General features: G+C 44.1%; 18 protein-coding genes, 1 other RNA gene and 1 pseudogene. 9 read left to right on the plus strand and 11 right to left on the minus strand.

What is annotated here, in order from left to right; translation table 11 throughout:
* Positions 1–180: 180 nt before the first annotated feature.
* A complete protein-coding gene (locus R3P39_RS11740) occupies positions 181–957 on the plus strand; it encodes a hypothetical protein (protein WP_336567671.1) in 777 nt (258 codons plus the stop codon).
* 39 nt (positions 958–996) lie between these two features.
* On the opposite strand, the gene R3P39_RS11745 is transcribed toward R3P39_RS11740, so the two are convergent.
* Entirely contained in the window at positions 997–2325 is a 1329-nt protein-coding gene (locus tag R3P39_RS11745) for a hypothetical protein (protein WP_336567673.1), read from the minus strand.
* 330 nt (positions 2326–2655) lie between these two features.
* On the opposite strand from R3P39_RS11745, the gene R3P39_RS11750 reads away from it, so the two are divergent.
* Positions 2656–3225, plus strand: coding sequence for a hypothetical protein (locus R3P39_RS11750; RefSeq protein ID WP_336567675.1), 570 nt, complete (start codon positions 2656–2658; stop codon positions 3223–3225).
* 65 nt (positions 3226–3290) lie between these two features.
* Here the strand turns inward: R3P39_RS11750 and R3P39_RS11755 are convergent, their stop codons facing one another.
* Positions 3291–4751 (minus strand): hypothetical protein, encoded by a 1461-nt coding sequence (locus R3P39_RS11755; RefSeq protein ID WP_336567677.1) that lies wholly within the window; start codon positions 4749–4751, stop codon positions 3291–3293.
* A 149-nt stretch (positions 4752–4900) separates the two neighbouring features.
* Here R3P39_RS11755 and R3P39_RS11760 point away from each other — a divergent pair, with 149 nt between their 5' ends.
* From R3P39_RS11760 to R3P39_RS11770, 3 genes are all read left to right on the plus strand, one after another.
* Complete coding sequence (locus R3P39_RS11760; protein WP_336567679.1) at positions 4901–5161, plus strand: helix-turn-helix domain-containing protein; 261 nt, start codon at positions 4901–4903, stop codon at positions 5159–5161.
* A gap of 140 nt (positions 5162–5301) precedes the next feature.
* On the plus strand, positions 5302–7338 hold the full coding sequence (locus R3P39_RS11765) for an AAA family ATPase (protein ID WP_336567680.1): 2037 nt from the start codon (positions 5302–5304) through the stop codon (positions 7336–7338).
* A 23-nt stretch (positions 7339–7361) separates the two neighbouring features.
* Positions 7362–7799, plus strand: coding sequence for a DUF6641 family protein (locus R3P39_RS11770; RefSeq protein WP_336567681.1), 438 nt, complete (start codon positions 7362–7364; stop codon positions 7797–7799).
* A 101-nt stretch (positions 7800–7900) separates the two neighbouring features.
* On the opposite strand, the gene R3P39_RS11775 is transcribed toward R3P39_RS11770, so the two are convergent.
* The 7 genes and pseudogenes from R3P39_RS11775 to rsmI all read right to left on the minus strand — a co-directional run bounded on the left by R3P39_RS11775 (position 7901) and on the right by rsmI (position 14588).
* Positions 7901–8977, minus strand: a complete 1077-nt coding sequence (locus R3P39_RS11775) for a serine/threonine-protein kinase (protein WP_336567682.1) — start codon at positions 8975–8977, stop codon at positions 7901–7903.
* A complete protein-coding gene (locus R3P39_RS11780) occupies positions 8974–10044 on the minus strand; it encodes a serine/threonine-protein kinase (protein WP_336569305.1) in 1071 nt (356 codons plus the stop codon). The genes R3P39_RS11775 and R3P39_RS11780 overlap by 4 nt, the downstream gene beginning before the upstream one ends.
* A complete protein-coding gene (locus R3P39_RS11785; protein ID WP_336567683.1) occupies positions 10037–11104 on the minus strand; it encodes a PP2C family protein-serine/threonine phosphatase in 1068 nt (355 codons plus the stop codon). Before R3P39_RS11785 ends, R3P39_RS11780 begins: the two co-directional genes overlap by 8 nt.
* 132 nt (positions 11105–11236) lie before the next feature.
* Positions 11237–12766, minus strand: a complete 1530-nt coding sequence (locus R3P39_RS11790) for a site-specific integrase (RefSeq protein WP_336567685.1) — start codon at positions 12764–12766, stop codon at positions 11237–11239.
* Positions 12767–12874: 108 nt separating this feature from the next.
* A pseudogene (locus tag R3P39_RS18220) lies at positions 12875–13015 on the minus strand (DUF6538 domain-containing protein); the annotation flags it as partial.
* Positions 13016–13302: 287 nt separating this feature from the next.
* Positions 13303–13670: RNase P RNA component class A (gene rnpB / locus R3P39_RS11795), an RNA gene on the minus strand.
* A 57-nt stretch (positions 13671–13727) separates the two neighbouring features.
* Positions 13728–14588 carry a 16S rRNA (cytidine(1402)-2'-O)-methyltransferase gene (gene rsmI, locus R3P39_RS11800; RefSeq protein WP_336567686.1) on the minus strand — a complete coding sequence of 287 codons (861 nt, stop codon included), beginning with the start codon at positions 14586–14588 and terminating at the stop codon, positions 13728–13730.
* Between the two features lie 60 nt (positions 14589–14648).
* Here rsmI and R3P39_RS11805 point away from each other — a divergent pair, with 60 nt between their 5' ends.
* The 4 genes from R3P39_RS11805 to dolP are packed head-to-tail and all read left to right on the plus strand — an operon-like array spanning position 14649 to position 18062.
* Positions 14649–16535 carry a penicillin-binding protein activator gene (locus R3P39_RS11805; protein ID WP_336567687.1) on the plus strand — a complete coding sequence of 629 codons (1887 nt, stop codon included), beginning with the start codon at positions 14649–14651 and terminating at the stop codon, positions 16533–16535.
* A 9-nt stretch (positions 16536–16544) separates the two neighbouring features.
* Positions 16545–16910, plus strand: a complete 366-nt coding sequence (locus R3P39_RS11810; RefSeq protein WP_336567688.1) for a YraN family protein — start codon at positions 16545–16547, stop codon at positions 16908–16910.
* A 1-nt stretch (position 16911) separates the two neighbouring features.
* Entirely contained in the window at positions 16912–17499 is a 588-nt protein-coding gene (locus R3P39_RS11815; RefSeq protein WP_336567689.1) for an SIS domain-containing protein, read from the plus strand.
* Entirely contained in the window at positions 17499–18062 is a 564-nt protein-coding gene (gene dolP / locus R3P39_RS11820) for a division/outer membrane stress-associated lipid-binding lipoprotein (protein WP_336567690.1), read from the plus strand. Before R3P39_RS11815 ends, dolP begins: the two co-directional genes overlap by 1 nt.
* A 66-nt stretch (positions 18063–18128) precedes the next feature.
* Here dolP and R3P39_RS11825 read toward each other — a convergent pair whose 3' ends face one another.
* The gene (locus R3P39_RS11825; protein WP_336567691.1) at positions 18129–18554 is read right to left on the minus strand and encodes a ClpXP protease specificity-enhancing factor; all 426 of its coding nucleotides are present in this window, start codon (positions 18552–18554) and stop codon (positions 18129–18131) included.
* Positions 18554–19180, minus strand: a complete 627-nt coding sequence (gene sspA, locus R3P39_RS11830) for a stringent starvation protein SspA (RefSeq protein ID WP_336567692.1) — start codon at positions 19178–19180, stop codon at positions 18554–18556. The genes R3P39_RS11825 and sspA overlap by 1 nt, the downstream gene beginning before the upstream one ends.
* Positions 19181–19257 lie beyond the last annotated feature (77 nt).

Here is a 19257-nt window from a genome sequence, read left to right on the forward strand (position 1 = left end):
CAGTGCATTTACCGTCAATCATGCTCCCAACAGCGCATAGAGCAACTTGTACTATGTTTTTCTATGGCTGGGTGCTATATTTACAATTAAAAATAAGAAGCAAAAATATTTAGATATATAAATCAAAAAGATAACTATCAACCATCTCTTTTTATTCAAAAATACAAGGATATAACTGATATGGGTACTTGGAGGGAAGTCAAATCGCATGGATTCACCTGTTTTGAAACCGATGAATTTGACTTATTCAAACGTAACCAAACCGAATACCAGCTCAGGTGGCGTGATAAACGCAGAAAGATCCTATCACTAGAGCTTATGAGGGAGTTCTGTACTTACCTAAAAAAACATAAACACAAATGTGTAGATGAACTAGAGACTGCCAAAGACTTTATCAAGCTGGCACAAAAAGTACTCAAAGACACAAAGGAAGGGCTAGTCGGTGATGATGAATATTTTGAGGCATGGACTGAGTGTTATATCTCAGCAAAAGACATGACCGCAAACTGGCGGAAATTCAAATTATGGCGGAATGCAAAAGCATATAAACGTAGAGGTGCAAGTGGAACCAAGAAGCGCCTGTATAAAAAAACAATTTCATTTACCACTTATCAAATAATTATTGACCCCAACATCAAACAGTCAGTAGCAATACTCTTTGATGGCAGGTATAACACCTTTGATTTTGACTTTATCGAAGACTTTTATCTTTACTTGAAAGAAAAATGCAGACAAAAGCCAAAGCCCTTAATTGATCAAACCTCCGACGCAAAAAGGGAGGTTAGCCGCATTAAAAGAGAAAAGCATAGCCAGCAACGACATATCGACTTATGGGAGCAGTTAGTACCACAATTAACGCAAAACAAAGAAATCCTTGCTCGGTTTCTTAACTGGCGTAATAAAGCGGCCTCAAAACAATGGCTTCTGACTAAGAGAGGGCACGTTAACAGGCACTAGGGTTTGCTTTTCCAAGTCACCTTCCTAAAGAAGGTTAGGTTATAATCGATGAGGATCTCGGATCGACCAATACAGTTTATCAATCACTTTAAAGAAGCACCGCTCAATTGCATCACTGTCCACAGCAATTTTATTACTGTCTAGTGATAAAACCTTGTCCAACTGCCTCCTTTCTCTGGTTCCTAAATGTTCCCATACACCATCGAGTTTGTACCTTGCCACTTTTACTGCTAACTCATCAGGCAATTGCTGATATAACCTTGGAGAGAAATACTCAAGTCGACCAAGCTTTGTTTGTACGCCCTTCTCTTTATCACCCAGCCTAGCATTCGAGTTGGGTATTAAAGCTGAAACCAACGTGCCACCTTTACCGTCTTTACTAGATAGCAGCCTGCGCTCAACTTTAGAGATAGGGCCTAATCGCTTCGCATACTTTAGCGTGATAGTACGATCGTCAATCAGCTTCAGTAGTGGGTCATACACTGCGTAGTGCGAAGAGCCCGCAAGGTCGCCATGGTAAACGGTTTCTGTCAGAGCGTGAGATACATCTTCAGGCCAAATAGAATAAGTACTGGACATGTGATGAGGATCTCTAGTTAACAAAAATGGAACTGGTACACCGTATAACTTAAGTTCACAATCCAACCTTGTAACGTATGCACCACGCGTTGTCCCTCTCGCCCCCTGCTTACGATTAAACCTAACAGCCTTATCATACTCACCATCCGATTGCGCTTTAAGCCAACCTAAGAATATTCGAAAGTTTCGGAATCCAAGCTGGGATAGGCGAGTGGAAATTCTTGAGGACCGCCTGACTTCTTTTTGGCTATCATCATTATCTTCTGCCTCGTTGCAATCAGCGCACTCACTCTCCTTCCAAACAGGATCAAAATGAAAGCGTATCTCCCCACCATGTTTAAACTTAAAGATCCGTTGCCGCTTGTACAGATGTTCAAGTTCACCACCAGAGTGGCTCGTTACTTTGACGTCCACCTTTGACTTCAACAACTTTACGTTACGTCGCATTCGTTTCCATGTTTGCTCACTCAGTTCAAGAGTCATGGCAAAGTCATCAATACTTGGATCTATGTGCAACTCAGGATTTTGCAGAACTCGTACAAGCGCATCATGACTAAAATTAGCAAATTCTTCATCTCGCACAAAACTTAGTAGTTCGCTATTCCTAATATTTCTAAAGTGGCCATCAGCACCATAGAAGTTTGTATACCGCTTGGCCATTGGAGCCAATGGATCGTATTGGTTAGTTGGTAGTAAGGCTATGGGTATAAAGAGGTACTTATACTTATTGTAGTTGGATAGATGGTTAGGTTTCACAGTGCTATTAGAACCTTTCTTTGCTTTTTTCATAATGCATCCCCACAGAGGGGCCCCTAAACGATGGATTAACGCCAATTACGCTACATTCGAATGCGGCGTGACTATTGTGAACTGCAAAAGTTTTTAATTTTCTCAGCTGTACACAAATTAGGGTTTACAGTTTTGGAAAAGCACCTCTTTGAAGAAGAGGCAACAACCCAACGTTACCATTTATCAGGAAATCACAATCTGCACCAAGAAGGTTCAGGCACCTAATTAGAACCCAACAAAAAACCCTGGAAAGGATTTATAAAAAGCTCTGGAAAGGAGCTATAATAAAATTCTGGAAAAAGCTTTACCTTAATTTTTAGGACTCTGTAGATGGCGAAAAAAAACTTGGCAAAAAGTGAACATGAGTGGATAGCGCATCATGAACGTTTAATCCAGTTGCTTCCAAAAAAAGCGAGAGAGGAAATAGCACCAATGATAGAAGTACTTCTTGCTACAGCAGATGGTACTCAAGAACGAAAGCAGCAAGTTGAAAAGCTAAATGAACTGAGGGAAGTCAAACCCTACAATAAGCACTGGACGAGCTGGACCAAGGCCATTAGCAACATCACAGCTGGAAAATCTACTAAGATTGCCATTAGTCAGCACAATGCTGCGCTAATTGATAAGGTCAAAGTTGCTGCTAGCCTTGGCTCCCGCATGGCTGCTATTGATTTTTTGGTTGATTCGTTTAGACCCATTATTGAGCCATTGTTAAATAGCAACGACATAGACGAGCTACCAAAACGTATTAACCTAATCGCATATGACGATGAAGTGACGGAAGATAAAATTGTTCAATTACAAGAAGAGAGAACGCGCCTAAACAAACTAGTAGATCAGTTGCAAGCGGAGATCTCGAACTGCTCAGATCCTGTTCATGGAATTGATTTTGAAGAATAGATTCAAGAAAGGTAGAAATTGTTAAGTGCCAAACAGTTCATTTGGCACCTAACTGGATTTGGGAATCACTCAGCGATCAACCTAACACCATGTGATGAACCGCAACTTTTAATATTCTGAGCTAAGCCAATGATTTTACTCATACCATCTTGGTTAGCGGGGTTATTAGGCTCGGCAGTATCAACGATGACATATTGTTGAGTACCGTAGGCGGTTACAAAGCTGAGCCTCAACACATACTGCGTATCGATGCTGAACAAGCCTTTCTCACCAAACGATATATCGATAGCTTTACCGTTTTTTGCGACTTCATGCCCACCAAAGTGGCTTGAAAGACAATGTACAACTGCATATGTGCTGTCTATCGGGTTGCCGTACTGTCCGAATGAGAACATAGCATCAGGATAACCAAGGTCTTGAAGGCTTTGGGCTGCTTCGCTTGATTGTGCCGCTATTGCGTATTGCCTGACCTTTTCTTGCTCACGCTCTCGAGCCTGCATGATCTGCCGGTTATTTTCTTCTTCAGCTTGTTGAATCGATTCATGGACAGCTAGGAACTTAACTTTAGTCGATTGAGCATCAGCTAAAATACCTTTAACTTGGCTAATATTTTCTGCTGGTAGCCCTCTGTTCTCAAGCATCTCGCCACTTCTGATCAAGGCTTCAAGAATAGACTCTAGTTCAAACTCATTTGGGATTTGTGAAGGCCCCTCGGGCGACTGGAATAAACTCTGTAGATCTAGTTGGCCAGCAGCGTGCTGCTCGACGAAAGGCTTAATATTTTGATTTAGTCTTGCCGCATACTTATTGAATATAGCTAAGTAAGGTTCATAACGGGCATCGCGTAAGTAACTATCAAACTGCTGAGACACATTTGATACTTTAGTAAGCACCTCTTTATCACTGTAAGTAAGCAGATCCTTCATATCGACATTACCAGACTGCGCTAACGAGGTTACGCCTTCTATCCACTCTGATAAGTTTGATATAAGGTCTTTAATGCTCTTGATAGCATTGTCATCTAACGCCTTAGGCAGTTTACGACCAAGGCCTGAAGCCGCTACAGAAGAGATCCGCTCACGCTCTATAGGTAACTTTTTATTACTAAAGCCGTCTTCACTATATTGGATACCATGCGCCTTCAGCTTCTGCTCTAGCTCACTCATCAACTTGCCGCCCTTTCCTTTGTAAGTATCCACAATCTGTCGGGCTTGAAGGTTGACTTCAATCTCGGCTTTCACGGTCTCAAAATAAGCTTGTTGCTTAACTAGCTTTTGCGTTTTGAAACCATCTTTACCATGCTTTTGAGTGTATTCAGATAAACACTCCTGAAACCTTTTCTCAATTTCACCAACAAGCTCGGGCGACCAGCTACCGAATGGGCTTCTAAGCCTATCAGGCTGGTAAGCTTTTGGGTCAAGGTAAGAGCTTTTCTCTAGGTGGCTACAGCTAATTGTTGTGGCTTGAGCACTCAATGCAGTGGTGGATAAAGTAACTAGGGCAATGACTTTCCATTTGGCGTTCATATTAGGTTCCCTCAATGGAATTAATAATCGGTTGTATTAACTAAGGAATACTTAGCTTCAGCAAATACTAAGTACTCCTTAGTAAAAAAGTCAATGGAAAAACTAAGAATCTCTTAGATGCATTACTGAAGTTCAAAGAGATACTAAATATGCCTAAGAGCCCATTTGCCAAACGGCTTAAGGAAGCAAGAACGAAAGCAAAATACACCCAAGAAAAGCTCGGTATTGAGGCTGGAATTGATGAGGGTTCGGCAAGCGCTCGAATGAATCAGTACGAAAAAGGCGTTCATGCCCCTGACTTTGGGATGGTAAAAAGCTTAGCAACCGTGCTTAAAGTACCCACCGCCTACTTTTTCTGTGAAGAAGATGACCTTGCCGAGATTATCTCTAGTTACCAGCCCAACGAGTAGTCGTTTCGGTGCCTAAGTACGGCCAAGGCTCACCCTAAAACCGCTCAAGCCTTCCTGATACCTTGGATTAAAAGAAACAGGGTATCAACTATGCTAATCATACACTTACAGCAATGCTGTCTTCAGTTGATGGAGGCAGTATGACACGAACATACAACAAACTTCTGCCCTCAAACATGTATCAGTCCTACGCCACAGGCTATACATATCGGGCAATGACCTCAGGCTTTATCGACTCCACTGACTTAATGGCGGTCAAAGGTGCCACCATCAAAAGCATCTGTGGCACTTCTTTTAAGTTCACGGGGCAAAATGAAGACTTTGACAACCTAATCCACCACCTACACCAAAGGTTATCTGTGACCAAAGGCTGCGACCTAGGCCATAACTGCCGTGTGTTTGAACATGGCTTGCAGCTACCCGCCAACAGCTGGAAGGTGATTAAACTCATGGTGGTGCTTAAGGTAAACGGTGGCCTTTATGAGTGGATACACTGCTGTCTGCCTTCGGACATTCATATCAACTCGATGTTTTCTCATATGGTTGGGATCACAGAAGAGGCGCTCATTAACATCAACCTTGCCTTGGCGGAAACTGGCCTAATACAGGGTTCACAATACCCCCAACTGGATCAATCCGGTATCCCCCATGCCTTGGTGGAAAAGCTAGTGTGTGAAAAGGTTACAAGTTATACCGAGCTAATTGAACCATTGGTACAGATGCAACCAGCATCAACCTTAGGCTTAAGTGACTTTAAGCACCTTGAATTAGATGACCTAATCGCCTTCCTTAATGTGGCATTAAATCACTCCATCCAAGGCTGTAACGTGCTTTTGTGGGGCGTGCCTGGCACTGGCAAGACTCAGCTAAGTCGCTTGTTGGCTGATACCTTAGGCGCTTCGCTTATTGCCATTAAAGCCTTTGGCTCTGATGTCCACCAGCGAGAGGTGGATTATGACCAAGAGAGATTAAGTTCAAACCTTAGGCTTCAGCATCACCATTTGGTACAACGAATAGTCAGCCATGACGAGAAGTCTTTGCTTATGCTGGACGAGGCGGAGGATATATTAGTCCAACAGGTGTTTAACCACCGCGCCTCAGGTGGCAAAGATAACCTACACACCACACTGGAAGCCAACACCGTACCGTGTATTTGGGTGGTTAATTCGGTAGATGATATTCCAGCCAGCGTCCTAAGGCGGTTTAATTTCGTTAAACACATTTTCGTGCCAGACAACCGCGTTATGGAAGGCATTATCGCCAAAACCTCCAAAGGCCTGAGGTTAAGTAAACCATTTAAGGCGCAGCTTGCCACCAAGGACAATGTTACCCCCGCCAATATCGCCAACGCCGCCTTCGTGTGCCATACCATAGGCCACCAAGGTAAACAGGCTGAGGCTTTGGTAGATAGCCTTATTACTGAAGTGCACCAAGCCTGTGGCTTTAAAACGACTACCGCCACCTACAAGGCACAAATGGCGTTTTCACTCGATAACCTTAACATCAAAGGTGGCAATAAAGCCTTGGTGGACATTGAACGAGCCATTAAAAAATCTGGTGGTGTACGTGCCTTATTCACAGGGCCAAGTGGCACAGGTAAATCTGCTCTAGCCAACCACCTAGCCAAAACAACCAATCAAGAACTTATCATCATCCGTTGTAGTGACGTCCTCGATAAGTATGTGGGTGGTTCAGAGAAGAACATAGCCACCCTGTTCGCCAATGCCACAGAGCAAGGAGCTGCCCTGTTCATTGATGAGGTGGATAGTCTGTTGGCCGATAGGTCTGGGGCTTCTCAAAACTTTGAAATACAGCAAGTTAACGAGCTACTGACTCAAATCGACTGCTTCGAATTTCCGCTCTTCGCTGCAACGAACTTTGAAAAGCATCTCGATCGCGCTGTAATGCGTCGTTTTGACTTTAAATTAGCTTTTGAGTACATGACATCAGATCAAGTCATAAAGCTCTTCAGAGAAGCGTGTGGACGCTCTCAGATAACAGATTATCAGCTACAGCAACTAGCAAATCTTAAAAACATCGCAGTCGGCGATTTTGCGATTATCAAACGCAGACAGCAATTTTCGACAACTAAGCTATCCGCCCAAGACTGCTTAGACATTCTCATTACTGAATCCAATCACAAGCAAACCACAAGGCCAATTGGCTTTGTAAAGTAACCACAAACCAAAAGGTAAATACCATGACTAAATCAATATTGAGTACGCTCAAGGCCGTTTCACGTCCAGAGAAAAGCACCACACCAGAGGCCAAACGCCGTGACAAGCTAATCAACCGCCTTCAAATCCAATTGGAAATGGCAACGGCGCTGGTTAATGGCGAATCCTACACCTGTTACAAAGAAAAGTGGCAGAAGAACGAGGAAACAGGCCAACAGGAAAAAGTTAAAGTCGCTAAGAAGGTGAGCCCTTGGTTCTACGCCAAAGGCGGCAAGTATTACTTAGAGGTGCGATACGCCAATAAGCCATTGGAGCTATCTAAAGGAAACCATGCCATTGAAGTTGGTGACAAAGAAAGCCTGCCGATGGTAATTCAAACCGTGATTGACGCCACCGCCAATGGTGAACTGGATAAGGCAATCGAGTTGGTTACCAGTAGCTTACCTATCAACAAAGCCTAGTCAACTTGATTATCTATGGACTACACCACAAAGGAGAGCTAAAACTAGTTCTCCTTTACGAGTTTTTGGGAGTTAGCTGGTTAAGAGTAATTAATAAAGCATCATGGCGTTTTTAACTTTATTACAGGCAAAGCCCTATCAGCCCCTCCCCCTACATACTTTGAAAACATAACTTTTTCACCAACCTCAGGGAGCGTACCGTATACACTGTCGACATGATAAAAAACATCACACTGCGTTGGAAGTGTAATAAACCCCCATTTTTGGTGATTAATACTTTTCATGGTTCCGATAAACCGCTCGCTTACTTGGTAGCATAGCTCACCGCATTTCTCGACTAACTCATCCGCTGTGGGCCTATCGTCAACAGAAACATTTAAGCAACTTTTAATCAACATAATTAGTTCACTAGACAAATAGCTAAATTGGGGGTTAGCGGTGATAAAAGGAGGAAATGGATCATATTTTCCGTCCATTATATGTCTTACTGCCCTAAGCCCTGAACCAAATGGCTTGCTGCCTGTGAGCAATTCATACATCATGGCGCCTAGTGACCATACATCAGCTTTCAAAGTAACCTTTCTCGGGGTGTCAATAGCCTCGGGAGCCATATATGGCAGGGCCCCAACAGCTGTAGCTGAAGTACTGTTAGTTATATCACCTCCTTCCGCTGCCTCAACAATTTCTTCTTCTGCCATTTTAGCTATGCCAAAATCTGTAATTTTCAATTCTATAAGCTGATATTGCCCGGCCACCATTATATTTGTAGGTTTTAAATCTCTATGTAAAACGCCTGCGTGATGAGAGGCTGCTAGCCCTTTAGATAAGTGATGAAAGATTTTTGCCACTAGAAATGGATCTAGGAACTCCACACCTTTCAAAATGGCGCAAGATAAATCCAACCCCTCTATCAACTCTTCAATTAAATATGGCCTGCCACTTTCTTCAACATAATCAAGTGTCTTCGCCACGTTGGGGTGATTTACTCTTGAAGAGACAATAGCACTCCTATGAAAGCGCTTTTCAGCAGTAGCATCTTTGGGTGTTTTGAGCGCGACAAACCTACTTAGAACCTCATCCCGTGCTTTATAAACAAATTGCATCCCTCCTTCACCAACAAAGTCCACAACAGTATACCTAGATACTATACGGTCACCCTCTGTGTGCGGACCTTTCATATTGCTACCTCCGGATTGGATATATCAAATGTAACAAAGATTCTCTGTGTATAGTGTCGGCTGCTGGTACCAATACCAACAACACATGAACCAGGAATTACCATATCACCGTTTACCTTAATATTATTCATGTAAACTTCACCCGAGACATTCTTTAGAGAGAAGTTCAAGCCGTTATAATGAATCTCAAAGGAACCTATAGTTCCGAACTCTAATTTAGCGCTTCTCTTGTTCTTATTGAGAATATGGGGCTGACCTTTTATTACAGCTAAAGCTTGATGTTTATCGAATAACAAATATTTACTTATTTCATCTCTGATGACAGACATCTCGGGTCTAGACGTAGGCTCACTTGACAAACATTTCTTAAAAAGCTCAACTAATTTAGGATAAGGAGCTAAGAGCTCGCAATCAAAAGCCGAGTCGGTTACTGGAATGGGGGGGAATTGATTCTTCAACTTAGGTAAATCTTGAGTCGCTAAATAAAGAGCTGTGGCACCAAATGCGTAAACGTCTATTGCTGGTGTAAAGCACACCTCATGATATGTAAATTGTTCTGGGGCCGAAAACCCTGGAGTTCCTTTGAAGCCGACCGTTCTAGCATCCTTCCCTGTATTTCTAGCCAACCCAAAGTCAAAAATTTTCAGTACGCCTTCGCTATCGAGTTTCATATTATTTGGTTTAATGTCTCGATGAATAATACCAGCTGCATGTATATCGGAAATTCCTGATGCGATTTGCCAGAGTAACTTCAGCAGTCTTATAGAGTCTAATGAATCAAAATCCAAATTAAACAGGTCAGTGCCATCAATATATTCCATCACTATCGCAAATTGTTCACTGTCCCAAGGGACAATATCGAACACCTGTACGACATGCTTGGAGCGCATTTTCATCAAAGCTGATACTTCATCCCTCAACCGCTCAAGCTCTGAAAAGTCTTTAATTGTTTTAATTGCGACAGTCCTATCTAGGTGCCTATCTTTGCAAAAAATCACATCTCCAAACCCACCACTTTCTTTAGTTCCATTAGGTAGGTAGCGTGAAGAAAGAGAACTACTAATCATCAAAATCAATCCTTAATTGTGGCTTTTTGGTATTATTATCAAGCTCATCCTTGCCTGTTTTCTTACGCTTATGTCTTTTATGTACAGGCTTTTTTTCCTTGTCAGAGCCGCTTTTCTCAACTTCCTCAGTACCGGAGCTAAGTGGTTCATCATCTGACGGAACCTTCTTTGGTTCAGTTGGCTGATTTTTCTCAATGCCAATTAGTTGCACATCTCCGAATGCATCCCACAGCTGAACTGTACCTGTTTTAATCTTTTCTGCTGAGTTATAGAACGAAGCCAAATCCGACAAAGCTATGACCGTTGAATTATCATGCCCTCCACACCACTTTGCTACATATATGAGCCGTTTTGATAACTCTAGAGGAGTAATATTTTGAGTAATAATAGAACTTAAAGTATTACTCTCAAGATAATGCACACCATCGCTAGTTAACAAGACTTTTTCTACTTCATTGGGCATTGACAAATTTAGCAAATGAGGCTCAATATCATCACCAATTCCGATGTATTGAAGCAATTTATTACTTAACTGAGAAGGTGATGACTGGTGGTTTAATTGTCCCGCAATCGTGTCATCTACAGATATTTGTTTAAGCGCACCATCACAGCTTGTGTAAAGACGACTATCACCTACATTTACAGCTTCAAAATGGCCGTCACTATCTAATATGAAAGCAGATAGGGTAGCCCCACCTTCACCATTATATTTTTGAAAAACATCTTTGTTTGCTAACTCTACGCCCTGTAACAGCCGCTCTTTAACTTGAAGGTTTCGATTTCTAATACAACTAGATATGAAAGATGCGACTGCTAACGAGGCACAATCTGCCCCTTCGCTCATCCCCCCCATACCATCACATAAAACACCAACCAAGAAGAACTTACTACTAGACACCTGAGCTCTGAGTATCACCGCTTTATCTTGATTTTCCTCTCGAACGCTACCTATGTCTGAACCTATGGCTACAGGTAACCCTAGTATTTCTCGACAACCAGCTCTGGCAGTTTTTCTACATAGCCAGTCTTTAATCTGTATTTTGATTGCATCTTGTTCCATAGAATATTATCGACCATGCAGTTGTAGGTTTTTATCAGTTCGCCCAATTAAAAATCGTAGGAGCGAACATAAAGAGATTATTAGTTTATAACACATTGTTACTAATTGAACATAAACCAGATCCACCATATATCACTCCAAACAAACTTTAAATACATCCACTACCCCCACCAAACTTTTAATACTCGTTGCCTTATGGGTATAGTTACTCGTTATACCGAACGAGCTGATCTCGTGTCCCACCACTTGTTGGAGGTTATTCACTGGCACTCCATCGTTCATTAGCTTGGTAATGAAGGTGTGACGGAAACTGTGGAATGACCGTTTATGGCCTAGCTCATTGAACGTTGGTACACCAATAGACTCCATTAGCCTAGGCATCCAGCCTGTTACACGTACCGACTTATCTAACTCTTCAAATAACCATTGATCACATGAAGCCACATACTCAAGGAAGCCGTTCGCTACCAAGGCCTTGTGTATTGGTATCTTGCGTTTGGCATTATCCGTCTTTAACTTCTGATCTTTATGTTCGTCGGTGATAAGTATGTAATGCCGCAGAGTTTCCTCATCATACCGAATATCCGACTTCCTTAACTGAGACAGCTCACCAAGCCGTGCCCCTGTGTATATGCCAAGTTGAATAATCCACTTCTTCCAAGGCTTGTGTTGCTCCTTGGCGGCATTTAAGAACTGTTTTAGCTCTGTATCCGAAAAAGCACCTCGGGTATTGGTAGTAAAGTCGCGCTTGATAGAGCAAGGTGACACACTAATCAAGTCCACCGTGTCTTTCTTGGCGTAGGCGAATACCGACTGTGCCCATTTGTAATAGCCTTGGACTGACTTAGGTGAAATCAAGTCATCCTCGGGCACTTCACACTCCACCCGCTCTTGCCAACTCATTTTGTTGTAAGGCGCAATATTCATGCGGGGTAGCTCAAAGCACTTATCGATAAACCGCCCAATATCCTTAGGCTTGTACTGCTCAATTGGCCGATCTTCCATCACCAGCCGCCAAACCGTATAGATCCTTTCATAGTCTTTCTGTATTTTCTCGGTCAACTTTTCCTTCTTGATTTTGAATGCAAGGAATTCGGCATAGACCTCCGAAAACAGCGGACCTGTTGGCTCCTCTTTCACCTCAATCTCAGGAGCTGCGACCATGACCTGAGGTGGCTTGGTTAGTAAGCCTTGGACTTCGCGCTCTCCTAGGAAATCTTCGTTAAAGATGGACGCCAATAACTCCCCCCTGACAGCATTACTGGCCTTGAGCTTACTCAATAGGACGCGGTAAGGAAGGCTATTTGGCTCAATGGAAAAGCCGTGTTCGGCGAGTAGTTCATTGGCCTGTTGGGGTAGACCTTCTTCATCGGTAGGATCTTCCTCCATCCTTGAGAACATCTTCATCACTGAAGCCATAGACTCTAGGAAAGACCACCTTTCATCATCGGGCAAAGCTTTAATAATCTCAGCGAATCGGCTTACACGTTCTTCATTGGAGTCTATATCCGCCATGTCGATGAGTAGCTCTTTGAATTGGCCGTCCAGTTCCAGTATCGACTTATCACCTAAGGCATTAACTGCGTGACCACCATCACTAAAGCTCTGCTCTAGCTTGGCTATCATTGGATCTATGTCGGCTATGGTTAACTGCTTTTGCATGGCACTTTTTATCTGATTTAGCTGCTGGCTTATTGAACTAGTGTCTAACGTCCTTGAATGAATAACAAGCCCCTTTAGCTTTGAAATTAGTGGCTTGAGGCGTTCGATCAATACCAAGGCCACCTCTAGTTTGTGTGTCCTAAGGCACAGCCTTATTTCCCTCACTCCAAGGCGCTTAGGTATTTTAACCCTAAGGTAGTATGTGGCCTTCCGACGATATAAATATTGGCAACCAACTACGGCCTGCATATTCACCTCACTAACCAATGCAGATCAAAGCACCGTGTACCAAAGCCATGTACCACAAAAACTGTGCTTTCGATTTGTAAAATCAAACTGTTAGTAAAAAGTGTATCAGGCGAAAAGAATCACCTAAATCAATACCTTAGGAATTTATTGCGAGTTGAATTTTGTTTTTTGAATTGAGTTTTTAAGTTGGGAGCCGTGTACCAAACGGTACATGGAAATGTGATTTGAGGGGGGATAATTTTAGTGTACCGCTTGATCTACATAAGTAAATCAAGCGGTTACTAAAGCTTCTGAGACAGCCTATAAGCCGGGTTCTGTTTCCTCTTGCGAGGTGATAATCATTCGTCTAGGCCTAGGATCGCTCCTAGGCTCAAGCAACCTACCCGGTTCCGATGCGGGCCACACCATAAGGAACCCTATTTGGTCTTGCTCCGGGTGGAGTTTACCTTGCAACCAACTGTTACCAGTGGCCCGGTGCGCTCTTACCGCACCCTTTCACCCTTACCGGTCCCGAAGGACTTAGGCGGTCTTCTCTCTGCTGCACTTGTCGTAGGCTCACGCCCCCCAGCCGTTAGCTGGCACCCTGCCCGTTGGAGCCCGGACTTTCCTCCCCCTGATCATTTGCGTCACAGGCAGCGATTATCCGGCTGACTCAGGCGGGGGATTATACGCACTTTAATACCAGAACGCACGCGCTAATTAGCTACTCCCGTTACGACTCGCGTTCTGCAATGATTGCTTTGTATAAGGCGTTCTTTTTCAGGCCGAAATAGTCAGCAGCCACACCACAGGCTTTTTTCAACGGCATATCGGCCTCTAATAAGCCAATCAGTTTGCTGGCTTCAGGGCTAAGCGCCTGTTTATCAATCACCGCTGCTGGAAGCATTAACACCAGCTCGCCTTTTTGTTTCTCTGGCTCTGCTTCTAAGTAAGCAATCAGCTCAGTAACACTGCCACTGAAAAAGGTTTCGTAGGTTTTCGTCAGCTCTTTGGCAAACACCACCTGTTGCGCCTCACCCAGTGCGGTTTGCATGTCAGCTAAGCTTGCCATGATCCTGTGGGTACTTTCGTAAATAATACTGGTGCAACCTGAGGCCACGGCATCTTTAAAAAATTGCTGACGCGCTTGGCTCTTAGCAGGGGTAAAACCAATAAACTGAAAGCGGTCAGTCGGCAGCCCAGAGCAGCTTAATGCAGCAATGGCGGCGCAGGCACCAGGCACAGGCGTGACGGCGGCGCCAGCATCACGACAAAGATTAACTACGGCATAGCCCGGATCGCTGATCAGCGGGGTGCCTGCATCGGATACTAAGGCTATGTCTTTGCCTTCGTTTAACCAATCGAGGACTTGCTGGGCTTTTTGTTTTTCATTGTGATCATGCAGCGCAAAAGTTTTTGCTTTTATACTGAAATGGCTCAATATTTTACCTGTGTGGCGAGTGTCTTCAGCGGCAATTAAATCGACCTGACTTAACACCTTCAGTGCACGTTCACTGATGTCATCTAAATTACCAATGGGCGTGGCAACAACATACAGCGTGCCGATTTTGTTTTCATTGTGAAGATTAGCCATTGAGCTCTCCAATATCAGTCAGTAAGATATCCACTTATTCGGGAAAAAGAAGGTTTGCCTGTGCAGTTTCAAAAGATAGCGCTTTTAGTTGCCATATTGTCGGGGTTATCCGCTTGTAGTACAAGCACAAATGTCACTACATCAGACCGCGCCAAGCAAATTGAGCCAACAGCGGTGTCCGCCGAACTCAGCGCTGCAGCCTTATTCAACAAAGCACAAGGCGCGTCTGGGATCAGCAAGATTCAACTGTTGTACAGTGCCAGAGATGCCGCCATTAGCGAACAAGATTGGCAAACGTTAGAACAAGTTGGCTTAGCCTTAGAGGCCAAGCCCAGTGTCGACCATATCCAAAATAAGCTCTACATCGCCTTTGCACGCAAACAGTTAGGTAAATATGAAAGCGCGCTGATAATGTTAAAAACCTTAGAAGGGCGTTTAACCACACCACAGCATCAAGCTTGGCATCAGTATTTAATGGCGAGCGTCTATGCTTCGCAAAGCCTACCTAAAAAAGCGTTAACAAAATACTTTGCCGCTGCAGATATCGCTAAAGCCAATAACCTCACTGTTGCAGGATTGGATGAGGGTATTTGGCAAGCACTGCAACAACTGTCTACATATGCGTTGGAACGCTTTGATAGCGGCTCAGTATTACAACGTGGCTGGGTTACCTTAGCCAAGTATCAACAAATTTATCTCGGCTCCAGTGCCGCGTTAGATCAAGCCATGAACAATTGGCGTCGCCGCTTTCAAGATCATCCGGCCATTAGCCTGCTGCCAAAGGAGCTACAAGGTGCCGTGGCGCTTGAGCCGTATCAAGTGAGCAAGCTGGCGATTTTACTGCCGCAAACGGGCCCCAGTGAGCGCCTCGGCAGTGCATTAAAAAATGGCTTTTTGGCGGCCACCGATGACAGCAATATTGAAGAAATTTTCTTTATCGATGAAAGGGCATCGGCCGATGAGATCACTGCGGAATTGGCCAAAGCCAACGTTGATTTTGTAATTGGACCACTATTAAAAAGCAATGTCGAGAAGCTCGCCCAAGACAATCGCTTTGCCGCCTACCCGACGTTATTTTTAAACAGCCAAGAGAGCATTGAGACAAGCGCCAGTGAGCAATACTTTTTTGCTTTAAATCCAGAGCATGAAGTACAACAAGCCATGAACCACTTCTTGGCAAAGGGCTACGAAAAGCCCATGTTATTGGCACCAGATACTGGCTCCGGCAAACGCTTGATTGCACATTTTACCGAACATTGGCAGCGCTACAGTGAAGTAGAGCCGGAAATCGGCTATTACACCAACAGCGAGAATATGGCCGAAGTCATTGCCGACCTGCTTGAGGTCGATGCTTCTCGCTCTCGCACTCGCAGTGTGAAAAGCTTGTTTCGCCAAGAAGTAAAGAGCGAAACGCGCTCACGCCGTGATATCGATGCCGTGTATATTCTGGGTGACGCCATGGAAACCCGTTTATTGAAACCTTATTTAGACGTTAATGTCAGTACGTTTGCCGAGCGTATTCCGCTCTATGCCAGTTCGCGCAGTTACAGTAAGCAAATTGATGTCACCGATAAAGGCGATTTAGAAGGGCTTTACTTCACCGAGCAACCTTGGATGCTTCCAGGCGCGGTCAACCAAGCGTCATTGCGTGAGGCATACCAACGACTATGGCCTGAGCAGGCTGATTTAGAACAGCGCTTATTTGCCATGGCTTATGATGCCGTGGGCTTAGTGCCGCAATTGCGACAGCTTGCTTGGCTGGCTGGAAAAAGCTATGACGGCTTAACCGGTGAGCTTAGCATTCAAAATGGCACCCAAATACAACGCAAGCTGAGCTGGGCGCAATACAAAAATAAGCAAGTGCGACTGGTCAGTTTAGATGAACAAGCGCCCTTGCCGTTATTTATGCAACAGGAGGAGCAAACCGCTACTTCCTTGGTCAGATAGGATATCTGTATGTTTAAAGGACTATTTAATAATACCCGCAGTAAAGGTCAGCATTTTGAGACACTGGCAGAAGACTACTTAAAAAAACACGGTCTTGTGCCCGTCACGCGCAATTATTTGTGTAAGTATGGGGAAATCGACCTCATTATGCGCGATGGCGATACTTGGGTCTTTGTTGAAGTGAAATTTAGAAAATCGCCCCATTTTGGTGGTGCGCTTAACGCGCTTTCGAAAACAAAGCTACAAAGGCTAAGGCGCAGCATTTATACTTACACTGCGCAACAGCAAATACACAACACGCAACTGAGAGTAGATTTTGTTGCAATTCAGGGGGAGCAGCCTCCACAAATAAACTGGATAAAAAATATTTTTTAGTATGCAAGAATCTATTAAGTCAATATTTACAGAGTCTATTCAAGCCCAGATAGCGGCAGGTGAAGTACTGCCTCACTCATTGGAATCCGCCGCCATGACCATGGCGCAAAGCCTCATCAATGGCAATAAAATTATCTGTTGTGGCGCTCCGAGTAATCATATGCTGGCAACCCACTTTGCCACCATTTTAAGCAATTTTTACGAAACTGAGCGCCCTTGTTTACCAGCGATAGCCTTAACCAACGAGCAATACAACCTAGCCTCTCCAGAAAATGGTAAAGCCAGAGAGCGCTTTGCCAAACAAGTCAGAGCCTTCGCTCAAGAAGGTGACTTGTTGGTAGTGTATGCCATTAATGGCCAAGAGAAATCAGTGATTGGCGCTGTTGAGGCAGCCCTTACCAGAGACATGAAAGTCATTGCCCTGGTGGGCGACGATGGCGGTGAGATCACCGGGTTATTAGGCCCTCAAGACGTTGAAATCCGCATTCCCAGTAAGCGTCCAAGTCGTATTATTGAATCACAATTATTTAATACTCACTGCCTTAGTGAGTTAATCGATGCCATATTGTTCCCTCAGGATGAAGTATAATGATGAGAATAGCTTCCTTATTAGCCGCTATAATGTTGCTCCAAGGCTGTGCTGCTGCCGTTGTAGCGGGTACTGCAGGAGCAGTGTCTGCGGCAAACGATAGACGCACTATCGGCGCACAAATCGACGATAACAATATCGAAATAAAAGGCACATTGGCAATTAAAGGCATTAAACGCCTTGCCGATCACGCCAATATCACTTTGGTGAGCGTTAACGGTGTAGTTTTGATGATTGGCCAAGTAGCCAACCAAGAAATGAAATCTCAAGCAGAGCGAGCACTGCGAGACGTCTCCGGGATCCGTCAGATACACAACCAGCTGCGACTCAGCAGCAATATTGGCATCACCACCCAAACCCATGATACCTGGCTTACTTCGAAGGTAAAAACCAAACTATTGGCAGCGGATGATGTTAATGGCGCAAATATCAAGGTGGTGACCGAGAACGCCGAAGTATTCTTAATGGGGTTAGTATCGCAAACAGAAGCCAATTCTGCGGTTGAGATTGCTCGCAATATCAGTGGTGTTAAGCGAGTGATTAAAGCGTTTGAATATCTCTAGTTGCTCTTTCGCTGGACATAAAAAAAACCTGCTATTGCAGGTTTTTTTATGTCGCAAAGATTGCCGTTACTTGATCACTCTCAAGTGTGACCCTTTCTTCTTGTCTGCGTCAGGCTTTGCCTCTGGCTCAGGAGTAGATTCTACTTCTAACTCTGGCTCCGTACCCTGCTCTTCAAAAAGATCTTCTTCTGGAGTAAATACGGTGCCTTCACCATTTTCTCGGGCATAGATAGCCAGTATGGCCCCAACCGGCACATACACCTGCATAGGCTGACCACCAAATCGAGCATTAAAGCTAAGTGCTTGATTGTCCATTGAGAAGTTGGTCACCGCCGACGGACTAATATTCAACACAATTTGCCCTTCTTGGATAAATTGTGTTGGTACTTGTACTGAAGGAAAGTCAGCATTCACCACTAAATGAGGTGTGCAGTCGTTGTCGACAATCCACTCATAGAACGCGCGTAACAGATAAGGACGATTAGACGTCATTATGATCTGATCTCGCGTTCAGCATCTGTTAGTGATGCTTGGAATGAGTCACGTTCGAACAAACGTAGCATGTATTCTTTTAGCTCTTTACTACCAGCACCGTTAAGCTCAATACCTAATTGCGGTAGACGCCATAGCAGTGGTGCAAGGTAACAATCAACCAAGCTAAATTCCTCACTCATAAAGTAAGGGGCTTCATTGAAAATAGGTGCAACAGCTAGCAAAGCTTCTGTTAGCTCTTTACGCGCTTGCGCAGCTTCATCACCGCCCGCGGTGATTTTTTCAGCTAGGCTATACCAGTCTGTTTCAATGCGGTGCATCATCAGACGGCTACGACCACGCATAACTGGGTATACTGGCATCAACGGAGGATGCGGGAAGCGCTCATCTAAATATTCCATAATGATGTCAGCTTGATACAAGCCAAGCTCGCGGTCAATTAACGTTGGCACTGTGCCATACGGGTTAATCTCATGCAGAGCTTCTGGTAAGTTGTCCTTTTCAGCCTGATGAATATCAACACTTACACCTTTTTCAGCAAGCACAATGCGTACTTGATGGCTATACATACAGTTAGAGCCAGAAAAAAGTGTCATTACAGGGCGCTTATTGGCAGCAACGGCCATGCCTACCTCCATTAAAAAACTAAAAGTAATTAAATCACTTTAAACAGCAAAAGGGGCGAATGCCCCCGTTGCAATAA

The sequence above is a fragment of the Pseudoalteromonas sp. UG3-2 genome, from assembly GCF_037120705.1.
In the GTDB taxonomy this organism is placed as follows: domain Bacteria; phylum Pseudomonadota; class Gammaproteobacteria; order Enterobacterales; family Alteromonadaceae; genus Pseudoalteromonas.

Bases quoted from the DNA above. Each gene is read 5' to 3' on its own strand.
- R3P39_RS11740 (WP_336567671.1), top strand. From the start codon at position 181: ATGGGTACTTGGAGGGAAGTCAAATCGCATGGATTCACCTGTTTTGAA.
- R3P39_RS11745 (WP_336567673.1), bottom strand. From the start codon at position 2,325: ATGAAAAAAGCAAAGAAAGGTTCTAATAGCACTGTGAAACCTAACCAT.
- R3P39_RS11750 (WP_336567675.1), top strand. From the start codon at position 2,656: ATGGCGAAAAAAAACTTGGCAAAAAGTGAACATGAGTGGATAGCGCAT.
- R3P39_RS11755 (WP_336567677.1), bottom strand. From the start codon at position 4,751: ATGAACGCCAAATGGAAAGTCATTGCCCTAGTTACTTTATCCACCACT.
- R3P39_RS11760 (WP_336567679.1), top strand. From the start codon at position 4,901: ATGCCTAAGAGCCCATTTGCCAAACGGCTTAAGGAAGCAAGAACGAAA.
- R3P39_RS11765 (WP_336567680.1), top strand. From the start codon at position 5,302: ATGACACGAACATACAACAAACTTCTGCCCTCAAACATGTATCAGTCC.
- R3P39_RS11770 (WP_336567681.1), top strand. From the start codon at position 7,362: ATGACTAAATCAATATTGAGTACGCTCAAGGCCGTTTCACGTCCAGAG.
- R3P39_RS11775 (WP_336567682.1), bottom strand. From the start codon at position 8,977: ATGAAAGGTCCGCACACAGAGGGTGACCGTATAGTATCTAGGTATACT.
- R3P39_RS11780 (WP_336569305.1), bottom strand. From the start codon at position 10,044: ATGATTAGTAGTTCTCTTTCTTCACGCTACCTACCTAATGGAACTAAA.
- R3P39_RS11785 (WP_336567683.1), bottom strand. From the start codon at position 11,104: ATGGAACAAGATGCAATCAAAATACAGATTAAAGACTGGCTATGTAGA.
- R3P39_RS11790 (WP_336567685.1), bottom strand. From the start codon at position 12,766: ATGCAAAAGCAGTTAACCATAGCCGACATAGATCCAATGATAGCCAAG.
- rsmI (WP_336567686.1), bottom strand. From the start codon at position 14,588: ATGGCTAATCTTCACAATGAAAACAAAATCGGCACGCTGTATGTTGTT.
- R3P39_RS11810 (WP_336567688.1), top strand. From the start codon at position 16,545: ATGTTTAAAGGACTATTTAATAATACCCGCAGTAAAGGTCAGCATTTT.
- R3P39_RS11815 (WP_336567689.1), top strand. From the start codon at position 16,912: ATGCAAGAATCTATTAAGTCAATATTTACAGAGTCTATTCAAGCCCAG.
- dolP (WP_336567690.1), top strand. From the start codon at position 17,499: ATGATGAGAATAGCTTCCTTATTAGCCGCTATAATGTTGCTCCAAGGC.
- R3P39_RS11825 (WP_336567691.1), bottom strand. From the start codon at position 18,554: ATGACGTCTAATCGTCCTTATCTGTTACGCGCGTTCTATGAGTGGATT.
- sspA (WP_336567692.1), bottom strand. From the start codon at position 19,180: ATGGCCGTTGCTGCCAATAAGCGCCCTGTAATGACACTTTTTTCTGGC.